The sequence below is a fragment of the Arthrobacter sp. Ha26 genome (assembly GCF_059091705.1).
Genome location: NZ_JBNHGX010000003.1, coordinates 34,381 through 56,451, shown reverse-complemented (window position 1 = coordinate 56,451; position 22,071 = coordinate 34,381). Strand labels below are relative to the sequence as shown.

Annotated in this window: 18 protein-coding genes; 9 read left to right on the top strand and 9 right to left on the bottom strand. The window is 65.4% G+C overall.

The annotated features are described in order from the left end of the window. Window positions 1–161 precede the first annotated feature (161 nt). The 3 genes from mraZ to dinB all read right to left on the bottom strand — a co-directional run bounded on the left by mraZ (window position 162) and on the right by dinB (window position 2,869). Window positions 162–590, bottom strand: coding sequence for a division/cell wall cluster transcriptional repressor MraZ (mraZ, locus tag AC5RVY_RS08780; protein WP_018763545.1), 429 nt, complete (start codon window positions 588–590; stop codon window positions 162–164). Between the two features lie 383 nt (window positions 591–973). After that, on the bottom strand, window positions 974–1,345 hold the full coding sequence (locus AC5RVY_RS08775; protein WP_493954333.1) for an SCO2097 family morphological protein: 372 nt from the start codon (window positions 1,343–1,345) through the stop codon (window positions 974–976). Between the two features lie 300 nt (window positions 1,346–1,645). Continuing rightward, the gene (gene dinB, locus AC5RVY_RS08770; RefSeq protein ID WP_493954332.1) at window positions 1,646–2,869 is read right to left on the bottom strand and encodes a DNA polymerase IV; all 1,224 of its coding nucleotides are present in this window, start codon (window positions 2,867–2,869) and stop codon (window positions 1,646–1,648) included. A 74-nt stretch (window positions 2,870–2,943) separates the two neighbouring features. On the opposite strand from dinB, the gene AC5RVY_RS08765 reads away from it, so the two are divergent. Further along, entirely contained in the window at window positions 2,944–3,471 is a 528-nt protein-coding gene (locus tag AC5RVY_RS08765) for a hypothetical protein (protein ID WP_493954331.1), read from the top strand. Then, a complete protein-coding gene (locus AC5RVY_RS08760; protein WP_493954330.1) occupies window positions 3,468–4,562 on the top strand; it encodes a polyprenyl synthetase family protein in 1,095 nt (364 codons plus the stop codon). The genes AC5RVY_RS08765 and AC5RVY_RS08760 overlap by 4 nt, the downstream gene beginning before the upstream one ends. A gap of 49 nt (window positions 4,563–4,611) precedes the next feature. Here the strand turns inward: AC5RVY_RS08760 and AC5RVY_RS08755 are convergent, their stop codons facing one another. Next, window positions 4,612–4,965, bottom strand: a complete 354-nt coding sequence (locus tag AC5RVY_RS08755) for an Rv2175c family DNA-binding protein (protein WP_493954329.1) — start codon at window positions 4,963–4,965, stop codon at window positions 4,612–4,614. A gap of 240 nt (window positions 4,966–5,205) precedes the next feature. Between AC5RVY_RS08755 and AC5RVY_RS08750 the strand changes: the two genes are divergently transcribed. Both AC5RVY_RS08750 and pknB read left to right on the top strand, forming a co-directional pair. Continuing rightward, window positions 5,206–6,588: a lytic transglycosylase gene (locus AC5RVY_RS08750; RefSeq protein ID WP_493954328.1), complete on the top strand. Its 1,383-nt coding sequence runs from the start codon at window positions 5,206–5,208 to the stop codon at window positions 6,586–6,588. 103 nt (window positions 6,589–6,691) lie between these two features. Next, window positions 6,692–8,758 (top strand): Stk1 family PASTA domain-containing Ser/Thr kinase, encoded by a 2,067-nt coding sequence (gene pknB, locus AC5RVY_RS08745; protein WP_493954327.1) that lies wholly within the window; start codon window positions 6,692–6,694, stop codon window positions 8,756–8,758. 34 nt (window positions 8,759–8,792) lie between these two features. On the opposite strand, the gene AC5RVY_RS08740 is transcribed toward pknB, so the two are convergent. Together AC5RVY_RS08740 and AC5RVY_RS08735 are read right to left on the bottom strand one after the other, a co-directional pair. After that, entirely contained in the window at window positions 8,793–10,184 is a 1,392-nt protein-coding gene (locus AC5RVY_RS08740; protein WP_493954326.1) for a class II 3-deoxy-7-phosphoheptulonate synthase, read from the bottom strand. Window positions 10,185–10,269: 85 nt separating this feature from the next. Continuing rightward, complete coding sequence (locus AC5RVY_RS08735) at window positions 10,270–11,100, bottom strand: lysophospholipid acyltransferase family protein (RefSeq protein WP_493954325.1); 831 nt, start codon at window positions 11,098–11,100, stop codon at window positions 10,270–10,272. A gap of 111 nt (window positions 11,101–11,211) precedes the next feature. Between AC5RVY_RS08735 and AC5RVY_RS08730 the strand changes: the two genes are divergently transcribed. From AC5RVY_RS08730 to AC5RVY_RS08720, 3 genes are read left to right on the top strand one after another with little or no spacing between them, the layout of a single operon-like run. Then, complete coding sequence (locus AC5RVY_RS08730; RefSeq protein WP_493954324.1) at window positions 11,212–12,000, top strand: alpha/beta hydrolase; 789 nt, start codon at window positions 11,212–11,214, stop codon at window positions 11,998–12,000. After that, the gene (locus AC5RVY_RS08725) at window positions 11,997–12,815 is read left to right on the top strand and encodes an alpha/beta hydrolase (protein ID WP_493954323.1); all 819 of its coding nucleotides are present in this window, start codon (window positions 11,997–11,999) and stop codon (window positions 12,813–12,815) included. The genes AC5RVY_RS08730 and AC5RVY_RS08725 overlap by 4 nt, the downstream gene beginning before the upstream one ends. Further along, window positions 12,802–13,392 (top strand): hypothetical protein, encoded by a 591-nt coding sequence (locus AC5RVY_RS08720; protein ID WP_493954322.1) that lies wholly within the window; start codon window positions 12,802–12,804, stop codon window positions 13,390–13,392. The genes AC5RVY_RS08725 and AC5RVY_RS08720 overlap by 14 nt, the downstream gene beginning before the upstream one ends. A gap of 20 nt (window positions 13,393–13,412) precedes the next feature. Here AC5RVY_RS08720 and AC5RVY_RS08715 read toward each other — a convergent pair whose 3' ends face one another. Beyond that, window positions 13,413–14,417, bottom strand: coding sequence for an ROK family glucokinase (locus AC5RVY_RS08715; protein ID WP_493954693.1), 1,005 nt, complete (start codon window positions 14,415–14,417; stop codon window positions 13,413–13,415). A 266-nt stretch (window positions 14,418–14,683) separates the two neighbouring features. Here AC5RVY_RS08715 and AC5RVY_RS08710 point away from each other — a divergent pair, with 266 nt between their 5' ends. Continuing rightward, on the top strand, window positions 14,684–16,492 hold the full coding sequence (locus AC5RVY_RS08710; RefSeq protein WP_493954321.1) for an AMP-dependent synthetase/ligase: 1,809 nt from the start codon (window positions 14,684–14,686) through the stop codon (window positions 16,490–16,492). 294 nt (window positions 16,493–16,786) lie between these two features. On the opposite strand, the gene AC5RVY_RS08705 is transcribed toward AC5RVY_RS08710, so the two are convergent. After that, on the bottom strand, window positions 16,787–20,185 hold the full coding sequence (locus tag AC5RVY_RS08705) for a pyruvate carboxylase (protein WP_493954320.1): 3,399 nt from the start codon (window positions 20,183–20,185) through the stop codon (window positions 16,787–16,789). A 301-nt stretch (window positions 20,186–20,486) separates the two neighbouring features. Here AC5RVY_RS08705 and AC5RVY_RS08700 point away from each other — a divergent pair, with 301 nt between their 5' ends. Next, window positions 20,487–21,305, top strand: coding sequence for a ParA family protein (locus AC5RVY_RS08700; protein ID WP_493954319.1), 819 nt, complete (start codon window positions 20,487–20,489; stop codon window positions 21,303–21,305). 77 nt (window positions 21,306–21,382) lie between these two features. Here the strand turns inward: AC5RVY_RS08700 and AC5RVY_RS08695 are convergent, their stop codons facing one another. After that, window positions 21,383–21,976: a MerR family transcriptional regulator gene (locus AC5RVY_RS08695; RefSeq protein WP_009358601.1), complete on the bottom strand. Its 594-nt coding sequence runs from the start codon at window positions 21,974–21,976 to the stop codon at window positions 21,383–21,385. Between the last annotated feature and the right edge of the window lie 95 nt (window positions 21,977–22,071).

Genomic DNA, 22,071 nt, shown 5'->3' with positions numbered 1-22,071 from the left:
TCGTCCTTTCTCGCCGTCGCTGTCACCTGGTTGCTTCTTGGATCGGATCCCCATCCGCGCCTATCGTCCTGCCCGCCTGGCTCCGGGGAAGGTGAGCCAGGTTGGCCGGCTGATGGGCCGGCTGGAGATCCCAACCAAGAAACTGTCCGCTGCCCTTCCGGTCACAAAATGCCCGGAATTGGGTCATCGGTTTCAGAGAAGGCAGTTTCCTTCTCTGCGAGGTATTCATTCCAGGCCTGGGCGTCCCAGATCTCGGCGCGGGTTCCGGCGCCGATGACGGCCAGTTCCCTCCCGAGTCCTGCGTACTCCCGGAGCGCCGGCGGAATAGTCACGCGCCCCTGCTTGTCAGGTACCTCGTCCGAGGCTCCAGAGAGAAAGACGCGGATATAGTCCCGCGCCTGTTTTGAGGAGATTGGCGCCTCCCGCATTTGCTCGTGGACCCGGGCAAATTCCTTCTCGCTGAAGACGTAGATGCAACGCTCCTGGCCCCTGGTAAGGACCAGTCCGCTGGCAAGTTCCTCCCGGAACTTCGCTGGGAGAATGATCCGCCCCTTTTCATCCAGACGTGGCGAATGCGTGCCCAGAAACACTGGCCCACCGCCTGTCCGATGTCAGGAACTGCACATCCCCTATGTTGCAACCACCCTCTTATGTCCTCCACATTACTCCACTTTCCCCCACAGTCAACGCGGATCCCGCTCTGCGGCCCTCAATATTTGGGAAAGGAGGCCCGAAATGGCGCGGAAATGTGCCGGTGGTGGGAAGTGGAGGACTTTCCCTGCATCAGCTCCTGGAATGAGCCAAGGGCACCCTTGTATTCGGGACTGATTTTCCGCAGGCACCAGGTTTGGCCATTAAACGAGGCCTTAAACGCAAAAAGACCCGCCGAAGCGGGTCGATTTGGTGCTGTCCCCCACGCGGGGGAGCAAAGTGGAGAACGAGGTGGTGGCTCCGGCTTCGCCGGGTGAGCGGCCTAGGGTTCGCCCCTTCGCCTCTCGTCCCAACGTTCCTCAAGGCTGCTCATAAACGAACTGCGCTGCTTACCGCCCTTGCCTGTTCCTGACTTCGCGCCCTTGGCGCCCGAACTGCTGCGCATGGTGGCGAAGTACACGCCTCCGCCCATGACAACAAAGCCGAGGACACCGACGAAGATGTTCTGGAGGGTGACGCCGACGAGTAACAGGAAGACGCCGGCCAGGGCGCAGAGCACGCCGATCACGACGTGTCTCGTCGACCACGAACGCCCGGGGTCCGACCCCATGGAATTCGCGAACTTTGGATCATCCTCGTGAAGCTGCTTCTCCAGCTGCTCAAGCAGCTTCTGTTCGTGCTCCGACAGCGGCATCACGACCTCCTTTTGTAGGCCAACGTCCGGGCTGGTCCCAGCCACTACTTCTGTTCCAAATAACGTCTGGTATGCCCTGGTGGTTCCCGTACCCGCCGGCTGTGGCGGTAAACGTAAACCAAGGCACGCAGACCCGGAGCGGGAGCATGTCCAAGAGAGCCCGGCGGTAAGTCCAGTCACTCAAAAACTTTGTATTTATAAGGATAGTTTGTTGAGGGCCGTTCTGAAAGACGGCAATGACTTTCGCGGGCCCTCCGGAGGGCCCAATTTGGGGCATCCAGCGGCCCTTTGGCCAGCCCCCTAGTCACTGCCGCTGCCCGGCTCGAGAAGCCGGGCAGGAAGCACGGATTTAGTGCCGAATTTGCGCGCCACCTGGTCCAGGGCCTGCTCGGCCGCCCGCCAGTTGTCGTCACGCCGGTCGATGCTGAGCTGAAGGGACGTGGTGGCGGCGTCTTCGAGCTGTTCGGCGCGCACGCCCACCAGCCGGACCGTCATTGGCCGGTCCACTGACTCCAGGAGCTGCAGCGCAACCCCATAGATGAGCTGGGCACTGTCCACGGGCGTCTGGACCGTCCGGCTGCGGGTAATCGTGGAGAAATCAGCAAAGCGCAGCTTCAAGGCGATGGTACGGGCCACCATTCCTGCACTCCGCAGGCGCCCGGCCGTCCGGTGCGAGAGGCGGAGCAGTTCCCGGTGGAGGAGGTCGTCGTCGGCTGTATCAACGGCAAACGTTTCCTCGGCACCGATGCTCTTTTCAAGCCGGACCGGCGTTACGGGACGCGGATCCTGCCCCCAGGCGAGCTGGTGCACGTGGACACCTGTGGCTCCCAGCATCTTCCGGAGCGAGGAAACGGGCGTGGCGGCCACATCCGCGACGGTCCTGATGCCCATCCTTGCCAGGACCTCCGCCGTCTTGGCGCCGATGCCCCAGAGTGCTCCAACCGGCAGGCTGTGAAGGTAGGGCACCGTCTCGTCGGGCCCGATGAGCAGCAGCCCGTCCGGCTTGCAGCGGGTGGAGGCGATTTTAGCCACAAACTTCGTCTCGGCGATCCCCACCGACGCGGTAATGCCCAGCTCCGCCGCAACCCTGCTGCGGATGAGTTCACCAATGCCCCGGGGCGGACCCAGCCGGCGAATGGCACCGGTCACATCCAGGAATGCCTCGTCCACGCTGAGCGGCTCCACGAGTTCAGTCACGGATTCGAAGATCGCCATCAGCTGTGCGGAGACTTCGTAGTAGACCTTGTGGCGCGGCTCGATGATGACCGACTGGGGGCACATCCGGCGTGCCACAGCCATGGGCATGGCTGATTTCACGCCAAATGCCCTCGCCTCATAGGAGGCCGACAAGACCACTGAGCGTTCCGCTGGAAAGCCGACGATGACGGGCTTACCCTGAAGTTCGGGCCGGGTGCGCAGTTCCACGGAGACGAAAAAGGCGTCCATATCCACATGCATGATGCACTTGCGCCTGCGGGCCTGGAAGCCCGCTGCGGCCGGCTCATTCGTCCCAACAGGTCCCACGGCTGCAATCCTATCGCTTTGTACTGTCTAAACTGGAGGCTGAATCCGGCATCAACACCAGGAGGAAAGTCCCTGTGACGGTCATTGGAAACCTCAAGCCAGCAGCCCTGGCCGCTTTCGCTGCCGCGGCAGTATTGGCCCTCGCTGGCTGCAGCCCAACACCGTCAGGAACTCCTGGTCCTACCGCTTCCGCTTCCGCCCCGGAAACGGCGCAATCACCCGTCACAGCCTCCCCCAGCCCCTCCGCTTCGCCCAACACGTCGGCCACGGTAGGGGCCGTCGTCGAAGGTTTCCCGAACCAGCTCCTGCCCCTCATGCCAGGCGCAAGCGTGGTATCGAGCAGCTTCGACAAGGCCTCAACGCCTGCCACCGCCGCCCTGGTAGCCACCGTTACCTCCCCCACTGCCTCAGTCCTTGATTTCTACACCAAGGAGCTGGAAGCACGGGGATTCAAAGCGGTTCCAGGTGAGGCCGTGGGGGCTGTGGCTTCCAAGGATTTTGTCCGGGGAGACAACGAGACGGTCAACCTGTCCGCGGTGGAAGCAGCGGGCGTTGTCACTTTCACCATCGGCGCCAACGTGGCAGCTGAGTCAGCCAAGTGACGGACGCGGAGCAGCTAAGGAACGAACAGGCTGCCTTTGTGGCGGCCGTAGCCGGTGAACTGACAGAATTCCTTACCTCCCGGCAAGCCATCATGTCCGCCATCTCCCCGGACATCGAACCCATCATGGGTTCCATCTCCAACCTGGTCACGGGAGGCAAGCGCCTGAGGGCACTGATGTGCTATTGGGGCTGGCGCGGCGCCGGGGGCGGGTCCGGCGCACAGCAGGTGGTGACCGCGGGAGCCGCCCTGGAACTGTTCCAGGCGGCGGCGCTGATCCACGACGACATCATCGACCGCTCCGACACCCGGAGGGGCGGCCCCAGCGTCCACCGCCGCTTCAGTGAGCTGCACGGTATACACGGCTGGGCGCTGGACAGTGAGCGCTTCGGGCAGGCGGCGGCAATCCTCGCGGGAGACCTCTGCCTGTCGTTCAGTGAGGAGGCGTTCACGGACATCGGCGAACGTGCCGCAGCGGGCAGCCGCGCACGGCTGATCTTCAACCTCATGCGCGCCGAGGTCATGGCAGGGCAATACCTGGACATACTGGAAGAGGTTGCAGGGCCGGTCCGGGACCGTGCCGGCGCGGTCAGCAGGGCCCAGTCCATCATCAGATTCAAGTCCGCCAAGTACTCCACCGAGCACCCGCTGGCGTTGGGCGGCGCCCTCGCCGGAGCCTCAAACGAACTGCTCCGCGGCTATTCGGCGTTTGCCCTGCCCCTGGGCGAAGCCTTCCAGCTCCGCGACGACGTGCTGGGCGTCTTCGGTGACCCGCTCACAACCGGCAAACCTGCCGGCGACGACCTGAGGGAGGGCAAGCGCACTGTATTGGTGGCGCTGGCCCTGGACCAGGCATCGGCGACCGAATCCACTTTCATCGACGCCCGCCTTGGCAGCCCGGACCTCACGGATGAGGACATTCATGAGATCCGCCGGATTATCCAGGATTCAGGCGCACTGCAGGCCACCGAGGTCCTGATCAGCGAATTCGGCGAGGCGGCATTCGACGCCCTGGAGACCCTTCCCCTGGATGACCTGCCTAAAACCGCGCTGCGGAGGCTGGCCGAGGCGACCGTCAGCCGGGCCTCCTGATTCCGGGCCTCTTGATTCCGGGTCCGGACTCCCGGTCCGGACCCGGCAGTTACCAGGCCAGGGTTTGCGCCCTGCGCCTGATTTCGGTTTTGCGGCCTTCCCGCAAAGCGTCGATGGGACGTCCCCGCAGTGATTCGTCCGGTGTGAAAAGCCAAACGATGAGGTCTTCGTCGGAATAGCCTGCGTCCGCGAGGACAACAATGGTGCCTTTGAGGCTGTCCACTACCTGGCCGTCCTGAATGAATGCAGCCGGGACCGAACGGATCTTTCGCTCCCCCACGCGCAAAGCCGCAAGCGCCCGGTCTTCAAGGAGGCTGTGGACTCTGGTGATGGAAACGTCCAATAAACGGGCGACGTCGGGCAGGGGCAACCATTCGCCCACGAGGGTTTCAACACTATTCACGCATCAAGGTTGCCACGGCGCCTGCCGTGGCGCCTAGTCGGCAAAAAGGCCGGTCGCTTCTGACCTGCGGACACTCCGGAAAAACAGCTATCCCGGAAATGCAGCGATTCTTGTGCTAATTGCAAATTCGTGAGAGATTCACATACATCACATTCGTAACAGGAATAACAGCAGTAACAGTAGTATCGGAATGAGCGGCACCCCCGTCCGCGCCCGCAGTTGAGAAGAGGATTCCTTCCCATGACGATGTCCCGCTCGCCAAAGCAGCCCCCGAAGCCGAGCCTGCCCATGATCGCCGCCACCACGGCGGCGCTGCCAGCGGTTGTATTGTCGTCCCTAGCCCTCGCACAGCCTGCCGAGGCCCAGCAGCCGGCTCGTGCCGTCCCGGCCACCCTGGCAGCGGCGATGAAGGCCCAGGCAGCGCAGGCGACGGCAGCCGTCATACCGGCGTCGTCGGTTTCCACCACTATCCCTTCCGCCTTCAAACCTGCACAGCCGGCCCCTCCGGCCGAGTACACCGTTGCCAGGGGTGACACCATCAGTGCCATCGCGGGCAGGTTCGGGCTGAACACGGGCGAGATCCTGAAGCTGAACAACCTCCAGGCCAACACGCTCATTTACCCCGGACAGAAGATCAAGCTCTCGGGTTCCGCGGCGGCTCCCGCTGCCGAGCCGGCTCCTGCCGCCCCGTCGAGTGCCGGCGCGGGCGCAACGTACACCGTGAAGCCCGGCGACACCCTGGGGGCTATCGCGGCAAAGCATAATGTGAGCCTCTCGGACGTGTTCGCCTGGAACAACCTGTCCATGCGTTCCATCATCTACCCCGGACAGAAAGTCAAAGTTGGCGCAGGCGACGCTGCTCCTGCTGCTCCGGCTCCGGCTGCGCCGGCCCAGGCGCTGGCCAACGCCTCTGCCGCCCCTGCCAGCCCCGCCGCCCCGGCGCCGGCTTCGGGTTCCTACACTGTCAAGGCCGGTGACACCCTGTCCGCCATCGCTTCCCGCCACGGTGTGAAGCTTTCGGAGCTCCTGTCCGCCAACCAGCTCAGCCTCACCTCGGTGATCTACCCGGGCAACAAGCTGGCTATCCCGGGCGCTGCGGGCCAGGCGGCACCGCAACCGGCGGCATCCGTAACGCCATTGGTTCCCAGTTCCTTCCTCGGGTTCAGCTACCCGGCAGCCGTGGTGAGCTCGGCCAACGAAAACAAGGCGCTCCTGAATGCCTCCCCCGTCCCCACGCGGGAACAGATGCGAGCCATTGTGGCGGACACTGCGCGGGCCATGGGGGTGGAACCCTCACTTGCCCTTGCCTTCGCACAGCAGGAATCAGGGTTCAACCAGCGCGCGGTTTCCCCCGCCAACGCGATCGGAACCATGCAGGTCATTCCCAGTTCCGGCCAGTGGGCCTCGGACCTGGTGGGCCGCAAGCTTAACCTCCTGGACCCCAACGACAATGCAACCGCCGGTGTGGCGATCATCCGCCAGCTCCTGGCCACCAGCAAAGACCGGGACACGGCCATCGCCGGTTACTACCAGGGCCAGTACTCGGTGAGCAAGTACGGCATGTACGACGACACCAAAGCGTACGTCGAGGCCATCAAGGCACACCAGAAGAACTTCGGCTAGGCCCCACGGCCGCCCGCTGCGAATCCGGGCGCGAGGGGGGACGTGCACGGGTCCGGACCGATTTTGGTTCGGACCCGTTTCATTGCTGGATTACGATCGTAGGGTGCAGGAACACGTGTCAGACCCGCTGGTAGGAACCCTGGTGGACAACCGGTACGCCGTCCGGTCCAGGCTGGCCCGCGGCGGGATGTCCACTGTTTACGTGGCCACGGACCAGCGCCTGGAGCGGGACGTGGCCCTCAAAGTGCTGCACCCGCATCTGTCCGCGGACGAAAGCTTCCTGGGCAGGCTGGGCCGTGAAGCGAAGGCCGCAGCCAGGCTCTCACACCCGCACGTTGTGGGAGTGCTGGACCAGGGCACGGACAACCACACCGCGTACCTGGTGATGGAGTACATCAAGGGCCACACACTGCGGGACGTCATCCGCGCCAAAGGTGCACTTCCGCCCAGGCTTGCGCTGGCGCTGATCGATCCGGTGGTGGAAGGCCTCGGCGCGGCCCACGCCGCCGGGTTCATCCATCGTGACGTCAAACCCGAAAATGTCCTGATAGCGGACGACGGCAGGATCAAGATCGGCGACTTCGGACTCGCGCGGGCGGTCACGACGTCCACCAGCACCGGTACACTGCTCGGAACCGTCGCCTACCTTTCCCCCGAACTTGTCCTGGGTAAGCCCGCCGACGCGCGCAGTGATGTGTACTCAGTGGGCATCATGCTGTATGAAATGCTCACCGGCCAGCAGCCGTTCGTAGGCGACGTCCCCATCCAGGTGGCTTATCAGCACGTCAACGCGACAGTCGGCCCGCCATCGGCCCTGGTGCCCGGCCTCGCGGCGGAAGTGGACGAACTGGTGCAATGGTGCACCGCCAATGATCCCGAGAACCGGCCGATCGACGGGAACGCCCTGCTTCAGGAACTGCGGCATATCAGGACCAACCTCAGTGACCGGGAACTTGACGTGCTGCCGCCGGCGGCCGCAGGAACGGAATCCCAAAACCACACAGAAGTCATAGCCCGCACGAACAATCCCACGAGCGTTATGCCTTTTGGACGCCCCCCGGCACCCCCTTCCAGTCCCCGTCCTGGCGACGGCCTCCCGGCGGGTCCCGCAGCCGCTGGCACACGGCACAACCTCACCCCCCGGGACGCTGACGAGGACCAAGTGTGGGCTCCGCCGCCGGTGCCGCTGAGCAAACGGGCGCAGCGGAAGGCCGGGAAGGAAGACGAGAAAGCCCGCGCCCGGGCCGCCGCCGTCCCGGCACGGAGTCTCCGCGAGGGCAGCGCACGGCGCCGCGGAGTCCTGTGGGTGGTGGTCCTGGTTATTGCCGCGCTCCTGGCCACCGGCGCCGGCTGGTTCTTTGGCATGGGTCCCGGATCTGCCGCGACCATCCCCGCGGTTGCCAATAAGACAGTGGCGGAGGCGCAGGAACTCCTCAGCAAAGCGGGGTTCCAGTCCGCGCCCAGCGATGTCTTCGACGATGACGTGCCCAGTGGCCTCGTAGTCGGTACAGAGCCGCCGGCCGGTTCGGAAATCAGGAAATTCCAGCCAGTCTCCGTCATTGTCTCCAAGGGACCGCAACTGTTCCCCCTGCCGGACCTGGCCGGAGGGACCCTGGACGAAGCCAAGACCGGCCTTAACGCAGCAGAGATGGCGTTGGGGAACCTCACGGAGCAGTTCAGCGAAACGGCGGCGGCAGGCGTGGTCCTTTCCCAGGATCCCGCTCCCGGAACGCCCGCGCGGCACGGCACACCTGTCAACCTCGTGGTGTCCAAAGGGCCCGAGCCCATCCCCGTACCCAACGTTGTAGGCCGGGATGAGGACGAAGCCGTGAACGCCATCAAGGCAGCCGGGCTCAAGGCTGAGGTGGCGCGCGAGGAGGTCTTCGACAAGAACGTTCCCAAGGGCGCGGTGGTAAGCCAGTCGCCCGCGAGCGGGACCCTCACGCGCGGGGCCACCGTAACCCTGACCATCTCAAAGGGCCCTCGGATGGTGAAAGTGCCGAGCTTCATCGGCAAACAGGCGGCCGATGCCAGGAAGTCCCTCGAAAGCCTTGGCTTCCAGGTCAAGGTGAACAACATCCTGGGTGGCTTCTTCGGCACAGTACGGGACCAGGATCCCGTAAATACTGAGGTACCTGAAGGCTCCGTTATTACCCTGACGGTGGTGTAGGCGGGACCAGCCGCCCACACCACTGCTCGGTACTTCAGTGCTTGGCGAGGGCTCCCGCCACCAGGAAAGCCATCTCCAGGGATTGCATGTGGTTCAGGCGCGGATCGCAGACTGACTCGTAGCGGTCCAGGAAAGCTTCCTGGTCGATCGGGTCAGCGCCGCCGAGGCATTCAGCAACGTCATCACCCGTCATTTCGACGTGCAGGCCGCCCGGAACCGTGCCGAGGGAGTGGTGCACCTCGAAGAAGCCGCGGACTTCGTCGATGACGTCATCGAAGTTGCGGGTCTTGTAGCCGTTGGGGGACGTGACGGTGTTGCCGTGCATGGGATCGGTAACCCAGAGCACCTGGGCACCGGAGGCTGTGACCTTCTCGACCACGGCGGGCAGCTTCTCGCGGATGTTGCCGGCACCCATGCGCGTGATGAAGGTCAGGCGGCCCGGCTCGCGCTCGGGGTCCAGCCTGTCGATCAGGCGGAGGGCGTCGTCTCCGGTGGTTGACGGGCCAAGCTTCACACCGATCGGGTTCCGGACGCGTGACAGGAAATCGACGTGGGCGTGGTCCAGTTCCCGGGTCCGCTCCCCGATCCAGAGGAAGTGCGCCGATGTGTCGTACGGGAAGCCGGTGCGGGAATCGATACGGGTGAGGGCACGCTCGTAGTCCAGCAGCAAGGCCTCGTGGCTGGCGAAGAATTCAACGCGCTTGAGGGCTTCGAAGTCGGCGCCGCAGGAGTCCATGAACTTGATGGCCCTGTCGATGTCCCGTGCCAGGGATTCGTAGCGCGCGTGTGCCGGATTCTCCGTGAAGCCCTTGTTCCACTGGTGTACCGAGCGCAGGTCCGCGAAGCCGCCCTGGGTGAAAGCCCGGATGAGGTTGAGGGTGGAAGCTGACGTGTGGTAGGCCCGGAGCATGCGGGCGGCGTCATGGCCGCGGGACTCGGGGGTGAAGTCGTACCCGTTGACGATGTCGCCGCGGTAGGCGGGAAGCGTCACGCCATCACGGGTTTCATCATTGGACGAGCGCGGCTTGGCGAACTGCCCGGCCATCCGGCCCATCTTGATGACGGGCATCGCGGCGCCGTAGGTCAGGACCACGGCCATCTGGAGGATGGTTTTGACGCGGGCGCTGATCTTGTCCGCGGTGGCCGCTTCGAAGGTCTCGGCGCAGTCCCCGCCCTGGAGCAGGAAGGCCTTCCCCTGGGCAGCTGCGGCCAGCCGTTCGCGCAGCACATCCACTTCACCGGCGAACACCAGCGGCGGGAGGACGGAGAGTTCCTTCACCGAGGCATCAAACACGTCCTGGTCCTGCCAGCTGGGTTGCTGGGAAATGGGAAGGTCCCGCCAGTCATCGAGTCCGGGATAGTTGGCCGCTCCGCTCTGGGCGGTACTGGACAGCGAGAAGGCAGGTTTTGCAGATAGCTCAGTCACCCTCTAAGACTAACGGCAGCGAGGGGCGGCGGGACACCGCAGCGTCACGCGTGCTGGGCAGGCCGTCACAGACATCCGGCCGTGGTCAGCCCGCCGCGGCAGCACCGCCGTCGTCCTGCTGCTCAGTGGTGTTCCGGCCTGGTTCGAGGCCTCCATCATGAGGCAGCCCGTCCTGGGCCCCCTCAAAGGGCAGCGGGGATGCGGGCGGTTCAGCGGCTGCACCAGGGCCGGCGGGCTTCCCCGCCAGCCGGAGCTTCACCACGGCAGCGTATTCGTCCACGTACTCCTGCCCCGAGAGGCGCATCAGCTGGAACATGATCTCGTCCGTGACCTGCCTCTGCACCATCCGGTCCTCTGCCTGGTCCCGGTACCTGGTGAAGTCCAGCGGTTCACCGAAGATCATGCCGATCCTGCGGATATTCGGCAGCCGTTTTCCAATCGGCTGCACTTTGTCGGTTCCGATCATTGCCACCGGAATCACTGGTACCCCGGCCTTCAGGGCAAGCCTGGCAACGCCCACCTTTCCCCGGTAAAGGCGCGAATCCGGGCTCCTGGTGCCCTCCGGGTAGATGCCCAGCAACCCGCCGTGGGAGAGGACCTCCATCCCGGCACTCAGTGATGCCTCCGACGCCGCGCCCCCGGACCGGTCCATGGGCAGCTGGTTGGTGAGCCGGAAGAACATCGCAGTCAACCTGCCCTTGATCCCGGTGCCGGTGAAGTACTCGGACTTGGCCAGGAAGACCACAGGGCGCCGGACCATCAACGGCATAAAGATCGAGTCGGAAAACGAGAGGTGGTTGGAAGCGATGATCGCCGCGCCCTCGGCGGGAATGTTATCCAGTCCCTTGACCCAAGGACGGAAAAGCGTCTTCAACACCGGACCGAGGAAGATCCTTTTCATGACCCAATAAAACACGTGCGAAACCTCTCCCGACGGCGGCCTGCACGCACGGCATGGGGCCTGGCGGGCAGTTCACTGCAACCCTACTCTAGTGAGATTTGACTGGAACAGTGACACGATGGAGGCATGAGCGAAAGCAGCATTCCGTCCCCTCCTGCCGCTTTCAGCTATCCCGGCCACGGAGCGAACGCGCGGATCGGCGTGGCCATCTGCCATGGGTTTACCGGCAGCCCGCTGAGCGTATTGCCCTGGGCGCAGGACCTGGCCTCCCAGGGGTATGCGGTGACCGTGCCCCTGCTGCCCGGCCACGGCACAGACTGGCGCCAGCTTGCCCGGACCCGCTGGGACGATTGGTACGGCAGCTTCGAAGAAAGCTACCTCGACCTTGCCGGACGCACCGAAACCAGTTTTGTTGCCGGGCTGTCCATGGGCGGAGCCATCGCGCTGCTGGCTGCCTCCCGGCATCCCGTGGCTGGCGTCTGCGTGGTCAACCCCGGCCTCAGCTTCTATGACCGGCGCATACGGGTGATCGGCGTGCTCAAGTATTTCCAGAAAACCACCATGCCCATCCAGGAGGAGCAGGCTACGGCAGCGGTTACTGAGGATGGGGACTATTCACGGACTCCCCTTTCTGCCGTGCACGAACTGAAGAAACTCTTCGGCGCAGCCATCCGGGGCCTTCCCCGCATTACAGCTCCGGTCCAGGTGTTCAAGTCGCGTACGGACGACGTAGTTCCGCCCACCTCGCTGGCCATGCTCCGAAACCGCCTGGGCGCGCGCCTTACCGAGGTGGTCACTCTCGCCAGCAGCGGCCATGTAGCTACCCTGGACGTGGACGCGCCGGAGATCTTCGCCAGGTCCAGCGCCTTTTTCCACACCTATGCCCGTCAAACCACGTCAATGGAGACCCCATGACCTCCAGCCCGGACCACAGTCCCTTCAGCAGTCCGTCCAGCAGCGATGGGCCCCGGATCGGCGTGGTCCTCTCGCATGGATTTACCGGGAGCCCCCACGGACTGCGTTCGTGGGCCCAAGCCTTGGCTGACGCGGGTTTTGCTGTCCGGATGCCCCTGTTGCCCGGGCACGGCACCAGCTGGCAGGACCTCGCACGGACCCGCTGGCAGCAATGGCACGGCGCCCTTGACGATGCGTACCGTGAGCTGGACGTGGACTGCGACCACGTCTTCTCCGCCGGGCTGAGCATGGGCGGGGCACTCGCCCTGCGGGTCGCCGCAACCCGCCCGGTAGCCGGAGTGGTGCTCGTGAACCCCGCGCTGGTGGTTGACGATCCCCGCGCACCGCTCGCCGGGATCCTGAAGCTGGTGATGAAAAGCACCCCGGCCATTGCCAACGACATCCTCAAGGAAGGCATGGACGAGGGAGCTTATCCCCGTACCCCCGTGGCCGCCGCCCACGAGCTGAACAAGATGTTCAAGGACACCATCCGGATCCTGCCCAAAGTCACGGCGCCCGTCCAGGTCTATCGGTCCACGATCGATCACGTGGTATCCGATTCCAGCATTGCGGCCCTTCGCCGCGGGCTGACGCACGCTCCCCTGGAGCTCGTCCGGCTCGAGAACAGCTACCACGTGGCCACCATGGACAACGACGCTGAACAGATCTTCCACGGTTCGGTTGACTTTATCCGCGGCCTCGTCTCCGCTGCCGGTACTGCATCATCCGGTTCTCCCGTACCATCCGGCCAGGAGGCTTCCCATGAACAGGCCTGACCCCGGTTCACCGGACCAGGGCGCCAACCAGGATGACGCCGTCTGGCTTGACCTCGTGGCCCGGCTCGAGGGGAATTCCCCCGCCGGACCCGGCGAAGGGGCAACCGGCCCGTTGCCCGACGCATCTGGTGGTACGCCTGCCGCGCCGGGACGGGCGGCAACTTTCCGGGACTTCGACCCCCTGGGCCTTGCCGGAGCTGCCCCCAGCGAGCTGTCGGCCGCGGAACGCCAGCAAGCCTCCGCAGCGGGCCCGAATGCCGCCGCCGGCCGGGATGCCGATCCCGCTGCCGAAGCCGGGCACCCCGCGGGGCCGCGCGATTATGAGGCGCCGGAGGACGGGGGCGAGTTTATCCCGGAGGAACCGCCCAGCCTCGCCGGGACTGATCCGCTCACCATGCTGGCGTGGCTTGCGGCAGTGGGCGGACCCATAGCCCTGCTGTTGTCCGCCATGTTCTGGCGCTCTGCGCCGCTGCTGGCCGTAGTGGGAATTGTGGCCGTGTTTGTCCTCGGGGCGGTCTATCTGATCATGAAGCTTCCGCAGGAAAAAGATGATAACGACGACGGCGCGCGGGTTTAGCGCGGTCGTCGTTCTTCGGTTCAGCCCCGCAGCCTGCTGCTGACCCGCGAGAGGTCCGCCGCGCCGATCAGGCCGGCGTTCGGTCCCAGTGCGGCCAATTCGATGCCGGCGGCCGGCCGGAAGCCACGGCCGGTCAGGTTGCGCGCAAACGCCTTCCGGGCAGGCTCCACCAAGAGGTCCCCGGCGGAACAGAGTCCGCCGCCGATGACGAACAGGCCGGGGTCGAGCGCCGCCGCGAGGTTGGCAAGCCCCAGCCCGAGCCACTCGCCCACCTCGTCCAGAAGTTCACGTGAGGCTGCATCGCCGGCCAGGGCCAGTTCGGTGACGACCGCGCCGGTGATCGTCTCGGAATGCCCGCCGACGGCTGCCAGCAGCTCCTGGGCCACCGGCGAGTTTGCCCGCGCCAGGATGCGCGCTTCCCTTCCCAGCGCGTTACCCGAGGCGTACTGCTCCCAGCACCCCCGGTTGCCGCACTCGCACCGGTGTCCGCCGGGCATGATGATCTGGTGGCCGAACTCACCGGCGACGCCAAACCTGCCGCGCTCCACCCGGCCGTCCATCACCATGGCCCCGCCGATTCCCGTGCCCAGGGTGATGCACACCAGCCGGTCCTCGCCCTGCCCGGCACCGAACCGCCATTCCGCCCAGGCTGCCGCGTCGGCGTCGTTCGCCAGCAGGACGGGACGACGCAGTAGTTTTTGCAGGTTTTCCCGCAGGGGCTCGTTCCGCCAGGCCAGGTGCGGGCTGAAAAGCACTGTGCCGCCGTCGAGGTCCATCCACCCGGCTGCACCAATCCCCACGGACCAGATCCGGTGCCCGCGGCCCAGCTCTTCGACGAGTTCGACGATGACCTGTTCCACTGCACGCGGGTCGGTCCCGGGCGTTGAACGGCGGGCCTCGCTGAGGATCCTGCCCTCGGCGTCCACCACGCCTGCAGCGACCTTGGTTCCGCCGATGTCGATGCCGATGGCCAGGCCCCTGCGCCCCAGGCGCAGGTGCTCGCGGAAGCTTTCGCCGTGCCGCATCCGTGCCTGGCCGGTGGTGGGCCGCCGCCTCCATGGGGCTGGTCGTCGCAGGGGGCCGGCCTGTTCGCCGGGAGGCGGTGCATACATAGTCAACCATTCTAGGCGGGCGCCTTACAGGCAGGCGGCTGCGGGGCCAGCATGTCCCCGCCACCGGCATTGACGGCTAAGTTACCGGCCAGTAGGTTTAGTTACTGCACGGCCCGGTACAGGCGTACTAGTCTTTAGGCATACCCCGCCCCGGGTCTTCGGATATCAAAGGAGCTATAGTGCGCGAATTCAGTGTTCCGCCTCTTGTTGTTGTCCCGCCGGAAACCAACATCACGGACCTGGTACTGCGGCAGGCCGCCAAGCCCAGCAACCCCTCACTGTTTTCGCGACTGGACTCCGCCGGATCCTGGCAGGACGTTTCCGCCACGGATTTCCTCGCCGATGTCAGGGCCCTCGCCAAGGGGTTGATGGCCAGCGGCGTGGCCGCGGGCGACCGCGTGGGGATCATGTCCCGGACCCGTTACGAATGGGCCCTGGTGGACTTTGCCATCTGGTTTGCCGGAGCGGTGTCGGTTCCCATCTACGAGACGTCCTCCCCTTCCCAGGTGGCCTGGAACCTCGGGGATTCCGGCGCAGTGGCAGCGTTCGGTGAATCCGCCCACCACGAGAACGTGATCCGCCAGGCGGTGAATGCCGAGGACCTCACCGCCCTGCAGCATGTTTGGCAGCTCGAAGGCCAGGGGCTGGATGCCCTCCGCGAAACCGGCCGCGGTGTGGGGGACGCCGAACTGGAGGCACGGCGCAGCTCAGCCAGCCTGGACGATATCGCCACCATCATCTACACCTCCGGCACCACGGGACGGCCCAAGGGCTGCGAGCTCACGCATGGAAACTTCGTCGAACTCTCGGAGAACGCCCTAGCCATCATCGGCGAGATCGTCCACGAGAACGCCAAGACCATCATGTTCCTGCCGTTGGCCCACGTTTTCGCGCGTTTCATCTCCGTCCTGGCCATGGCCGCCGGGACCACCGTGGCCCACACGCCGGACATCAAGAACCTGCTCTCCGATCTGCAGAGCTACGAGCCCACCTTCATCCTCGCAGTGCCCCGGGTGTTCGAAAAGGTCTACAACTCGGCACTGACCAAGGCCGAGGACGGCGGCAAGGGAGCCATCTTCCACCGCGCCGCCGATACCGCCATCGCCTTCTCAAAAGCACGCCAGAACGGGCGGGTGGGCCTGGGGCTGAAGCTGCGCCACGCCGTCTTCGACAAACTCGTGTATGGCAAGCTGCGGGCTGCGATGGGCGGCCACGTTGCCCACGCGGTTTCCGGCGGGGGGCCGCTGGGTGAACGACTGGGACACTTCTTCCAGGGCATCGGCCTGCAGGTTCTGGAGGGTTACGGCCTTACCGAGACCACGGCCCCCATTTCGGTCAACACCCCATCGCTGATCAAGATCGGGTCCGTGGGCAAACCGCTGCCGGGCAACGCGGTCAGGATCGCCGGGGACGGCGAGATCCTGGCCAAGGGAATCTGCGTAATGCGGGGCTACTACAAGCGCGAAGACCTCACCAGTGAGACGTTCGACGACGGCTGGTTCCGTACCGGCGACGTCGGCCGCATCGACGAGGACGGCTTCGTCTGGATCACCGGCCGCAAGAAGGAGATCATTGTCACCGCCGGCGGCAAGAACGTGATCCCCGCGCTGCTGGAGGACCAGATCCGCGCCGACGCGCTGGTCTCCCAGGTGCTGGTGGTGGGAGACAACAGGCCCTTTATCGGAGCCCTCGTCACCCTGGACCAGGAAGCCCTGCCCGGCTGGCTGCAGCGCCACGGCCTGCCCGCCACCACGTCCTTGGACGAGGCGGCCAACAATTCCCTGGTCAAGGCAGCGGTGCAGGACCTGATCACCGCGGCCAACACGTCAGTGTCGCAAGCAGAAGCGATCAAGTCGTTCCGGATCGTGCCGGCCGACTTTACCGAAGCATCCGGGCACCTGACCCCGTCCATGAAGGTCAAGCGCGCCCAGGTCATGAAGGACTTCGAAAACGTCATCGAGGAGATGTACTCAGCACCCCGCTCGTAACGCCCGCGGGCGAGGCGGTCCAGCGGCAACACCTTCGAAGCCAAGCACCAATATCAGGCAGGCCTGGTCCGGCAGCGTGTCGGCCTCCCCGTGTGGGACAGGCACCGGTCCGGCAGCGTGCGTAAAAGGGGCCCCGTGCCCCTGCTCGCCGCGAAGCGGCCTTAGCAGGGCGCGGGGAATAGCACGCAGAGGACTGGGGCCTGTCCCTGCCGAAGCCCGATTTATAAGGCGACACCGAAAGGGCCCTCCCGCTGAACTTCAGCGGGAGGGCCCTTTCGTTTTCGTGACGGCTGGTTACTGCTCCACTACCAGCAGCAGGTCACCACCCTGGACCTGCTCTACCGCGGAGATGGCGAGCCGGGAAACCTTGCCGGCTACCGGCGTCGTGATGGACGCCTCCATCTTCATCGCCTCGATGGTTGCTACGGTGTCGCCCGCCTTGACCTCGTCGCCGGGCTTGGCGGTGACCGTGACGGCACCAGCGAACGGGGCTGCCACGTGACCGGGCTGGGCTGGATCCGCCTTTTCGGCTGCCTTGACGTTGCTGACCACGGAACGGTCACGGACCACCACCGGGCGGGACTGCCCGTTCAAGGTGCACATGACGGTGCGCATGCCCTTTTCGTCCGGCTCGGACACGGCTTCGAGGGACGCGATCAGCCGCACACCCTTCTCCAGCTGGATTTCGTGCTCCTGGCCGCGCTGGAGGCCGTAGAGGTAGTCACGCGTGTCCAGGACCGAAATGTTGCCGTAGGTCTCCACGCTCTTCAGGTAGTCCTTGGTGGGGCCGTCGAAGAGCAGCCTGTTCAGCGTGTGCTGGCGGGTCTTGGAATCGGACTTCAGCGCAGCGCTGTCTTCCGCGCTGAGCTCCACGTCCCGGACCTTCACGCTCCGGCCCTGGAGGGCCTTGGTGCGGAAAGGCTCGGGCCAGCCGCCCGGAGGATCGCCGAGTTCGCCGGACAGGAATCCGATGACCGAGTCCGGGATGTCGTAGTTCTGCGGGTTCTCGTTGAAGTCCGCCGGGTCTGCGTTCAGGCCTACCAGGTGCAGGGCGAGGTCTCCCACCACCTTCGAGGACGGAGTGACCTTGACCAGGTGGCCCAGGATCCGGTCCGCGGCGGTGTACATGTCCTCGATCGCTTCGAAACGCTCCCCCAGGCCCAGGGCCATTGCCTGCTGGCGGAGGTTCGAGAGCTGGCCGCCAGGGATCTCGTGCTGGTACACGCGGCCTGTGGGGCCCGGAAGGCCTGACTCAAACGGCGCGTAGACGCGGCGTACAGCTTCCCAGTACGGCTCCAGCGAGCTCACGGCTTCAAGGCTGAGGCCGGTCTCCCGCGGGGTGTGTGCCAGTGCCGCCACCAGGGCCGAGGCGGACGGCTGGCTGGTTGTTCCGGCCAGCGACGCCGAGGCGACATCCACGGCGTCGACACCGGCATCCACGGCAGCCAGCAGGGTGGCCAGCTGGCCTCCCGCCGTGTCATGGGTGTGCAGGTGAACCGGTAGGTCGAAGCGTTCCCGCAGCGCCGAGACGAGTTTCGCCGCCGCAGCCGGGCGGAGCAGGCCGGCCATGTCCTTGATCGCCAGGATGTGGGCTCCGGCGTCAACGATCCTCTGTGCGAGCTCCAGGTAGTAGTCCAGGGTGTAGAGCTTCTCGTTGGGGTCCAGCATGTCGCCGGTGTAGCAGAGCGCCACCTCCGCGACGGCGGTGCCGGTTGCCCGGACAGCACGGATGGCGGGCGCCATCTGGCTGACATCGTTCAAGGCGTCGAAGATCCGGAAGATATCGATGCCCGTCGCGGCGGCCTCGTTAACGAAGGCCTCGGTGACCTCTTCGGGGTAAGGGGTGTATCCCACCGTGTTGCGGCCGCGCAGGAGCATCTGCAGGCAGACGTTCGGAAGCGCCTGGCGCAGCGCAGCGAGCCGGTCCCACGGATCCTCGCCCAGGAACCGCAGGGCAACGTCATAGGTAGCCCCGCCCCAGGCCTCAACGGACAGCAGTTCCGGCAGGAGGGCGGTGACGGCGGGGCCGGCCGCCACAAGGTCCCGGGTGCGGACGCGGGTGGCCAGCAGCGACTGGTGTGCGTCGCGGAAAGTGGTGTCCGTGACGGCCACCGCATTCTGCTCACGCAGCGCTCTTGCGAAGCCTTCCGGTCCCAGCTCCAGGAGTTTCTGCCGGGAGCCCGGCACCGGCTGCTTGTCCTTGACGGACGGGAGCTTGGCGGCTGGGTTCGAGTGGACGGTCAGCTCGCCGTTGGGCTTGTTGACGGTGACATCCGCCAGCCAGGTGAGGAGCTTGGTGCCACGGTCGGCAGAGACGCGGGCCTTAAGCAGTTCGGGGCGCTCGTCGATGAAGGACGTGGCCACATCACCGGCGATGAAGTCGGGATCGTCGAGCACGGCCTGCAGGAAGGAGATGTTGGTGGAAACGCCGCGGATACGGAATTCCGCCAGGGCGCGGCGTGCGCGGGCGACGGCGGCCGGGTAGTCCCTGCCGCGGCAGGTGAGCTTGACCAGCATGGAGTCGAAGTGCGGGCTGATTTCGGCACCCGAGTAGACAGTGCCGCCGTCGAGCCGTACCCCGGCACCGCCGGCCGAGCGGTAGCCGGTGATCTTTCCGACGTCGGGGCGGAAGCCGTTGGCCGGGTCTTCCGTGGTGATGCGGCTCTGCAGGGCGGCGCCGCGCAGCCTCACGGTGTCCTGGGACAGGCCAAGATCCGCCAGGGTCTCCCCGGCGGCGATGCGCATCTGCGCCTGGACGAGGTCAACGTCGGTGACTTCCTCCGTAACGGTGTGTTCCACCTGGATGCGGGGGTTCATTTCGATGAAGACGTGCTGGCCGGCGCGCTCCCCAACGGTGTCCACCAGGAACTCAACCGTACCGGCGTTGACGTAGTTCAATGCCTTGGCAAACTTGACGGCGTCTCGGTAGAGCGCCTGCCTGATGCCCTCGTCCAGGTTGGGCGCGGGAGCAATCTCGATGACTTTCTGGTGGCGCCGCTGGATGGAGCAGTCCCGTTCGAAGAGGTGCATGACGTTGCCCTGCGCATCGGCCAGGATCTGGACCTCGATGTGCCGGGGGCGCAGAACTGCCTGCTCCAGGAACATAGTGGGATCGCCGAAGGCGGCGTCGGCCTCGCGCATGGCGGACTGCAAGGCCTCGGGCAGGGCTTCGCGGGTGTCCACCCGGCGCATGCCGCGTCCGCCGCCGCCGGCAACGGCCTTGGCAAAAATGGGGAAGCCGATTTCATCGGCAGCCGCAATGAGCTCGTCCAGGTCCTTCGACGGCTCACTGGACTTAAGGACCGGCACTCCGGCGTCCCGGGCTGCCTTCAGTGCCGCCACTTTGTTGCCTGCGAGTTCCAGCACTTCGGCCGGGGGGCCAACAAAGGTGATGCCCGCGTCCTTGGCCGCGCGGGCCAGGTCCGGGTTTTCGGAGAGGAACCCGTAGCCGGGGTAGATGGCGTCCGCACCGGACTCCTTGGCAACCCGCACTACTTCGGCAACGTCCAGGTAGGCACGGACGGGATGGCCCTCTTCGCCAATCAGGTAGGCCTCGTCCGCCTTTTGGCGGTGGATCGAGTTCCTGTCCTCTTGGGGGAAAACGGCAACCGTCTTTGCGCCCAGCTCGTAGCCGGCGCGGAAGGCCCTGATCGCGATTTCGCCGCGGTTGGCCACCAGAACTTTGGAAAACATACTTCTCCTGCATCATTGCGGGTGGATCGGTGAGTGGTCACAGTGTCTAGGACCTACAAGGACAAACACAAATCTTTGTGGCCACCATCACAGATTTCACCGTCATGTCCCGCACCCTTTCGCCGGCCTGGGCGGAAACCGCCCGGGCAGCACAGTCGGTGCCATGCCGACGCCCGATAAAGCAGGATTCGCCGACGCATCCACTTATGATGAGTAGGGCGGCAGGACCGTCCGGCTTCGGCGCTGCCGGAGCAAACATTACCCCCAACACGGCATCCGGCGTTAGGTTTTGGTCTCTCAAGTGCAAGTAGTCAGCATCAGCAGCCTCAAGGGTGGAGTCGGCAAGACTTCCGTCACCACAGGATTGGCCTCTGCCGCCCTTGCCGCAGGCGTCCGCACGCTGGTGGTGGATCTTGATCCGCACGCCGACGCGACCACTGCCCTGGGCGTCCAGCCCGGCGACCAGCTGGACATCGGCAGGATGCTCAAGAGCCCCCGCCGCGCCAAGCTGGCAGAAAACGTGGTGGGCAGCAGCTGGACGGCGCGCGCACACTCCAACGGCTCCGGCCCCGCCGTCCTGGACGTGGCAATCGGCTCGGCCTACACCGGAATCTACGACCGGCCGGACCTCAGCCGCCGCGACCTCCGCCGGCTCTCTGCAGTACTGGCCGGCGCGGATGACTACCAGCTGGTCCTGATCGACTGCCCGCCGTCCCTTAATGGCCTCACCCGCATGGCCTGGTCAGCGAGCGACAAGGTGGCCCTGGTTGCCGAGCCGGGTTTGTTCTCGGTGGCCGGTACCGAGCGGACCATGCGGGCCATCCAGCTGTTCCGGCAGGAGTTCGCACCCAACCTTTCGCCTGCGGGCATCATCGCCAACCGTGTGCGGTCAGGCTCCTCCGAGCACAGCTACCGGCTGGCCGAAATGGAATCGATGTTCGGTGAACTCCTGCTGAGCCCGAGGATTCCGGAGCAGGCGAACTGGCAGCAGATCCAGGGCGCCGCCCACCCCGTGCACCACTGGCCGGGAGACTCGGCGAAGTCCGCTGCCGCCCTGTTTGATGAGCTGCTGGCAAACCTCATGGCCGTGGGAAGCACCCTGCGCAGCCGGGCCCGCTAGGCGGCTGCCAGGAGCGGCACGCACCGCAGGCAGCAAAAAGGCCGCCTTCCCACGGGGAGGGCGTCCTTTTTAGTTGGTCAGCTGATCTTGCGGGCAGCGCGGCGCTTGCTCAGTTCGTCGTCGGGAAAGGACTGCTCTGCAGCGTGCTCACTGGGAAGCGACGCCAGGCTGCCTTCCACTTCCCGCCAGACGCGGCCCACCGCGATGCCGAAAACACCCTGGCCGCCCTGCACCAAATCAATGACCTCGTCTGCAGAAGTGCATTCGTACACGCTGGCGCCGTCGCTCATCAACGTGATCTGGGCGAGGTCTTCCACGCCGCGCTCACGCAGGTGCTCTACGGCCGTGCGGATCTGCTGCAGCGAGACGCCGGTGTCCAGCAGGCGTTTGACTACCTTCAGTACCAGGATGTCGCGGAAACCGTAAAGGCGCTGGGAGCCTGAGCCGGCGGCGCCGCGAACGGCGGGTTCAACCAATCCGGTGCGGGCCCAGTAATCCAACTGGCGGTAGGTAATGCCTGCAGCCTTGCAGGCGGTGGGGCCGCGGTATCCGGCGTCCTCGTCCAGGACGGGAAGGTCTTCGGTGAACAGGAGGCCCTGGGCACCGCTCGCCGGCACAGCAACACCAGCCGTGGGCTGCTTCAGCCCGCCTGCTTCGCCTTTGGGACTCACCTGGATCCTCCTTGTCATAAGTCCCCCGTCATTAACTGCAGCGGCAGGAACAGGTACGAAGACCATGCCTGTAATTTCCGCGGGACGCACCTTCC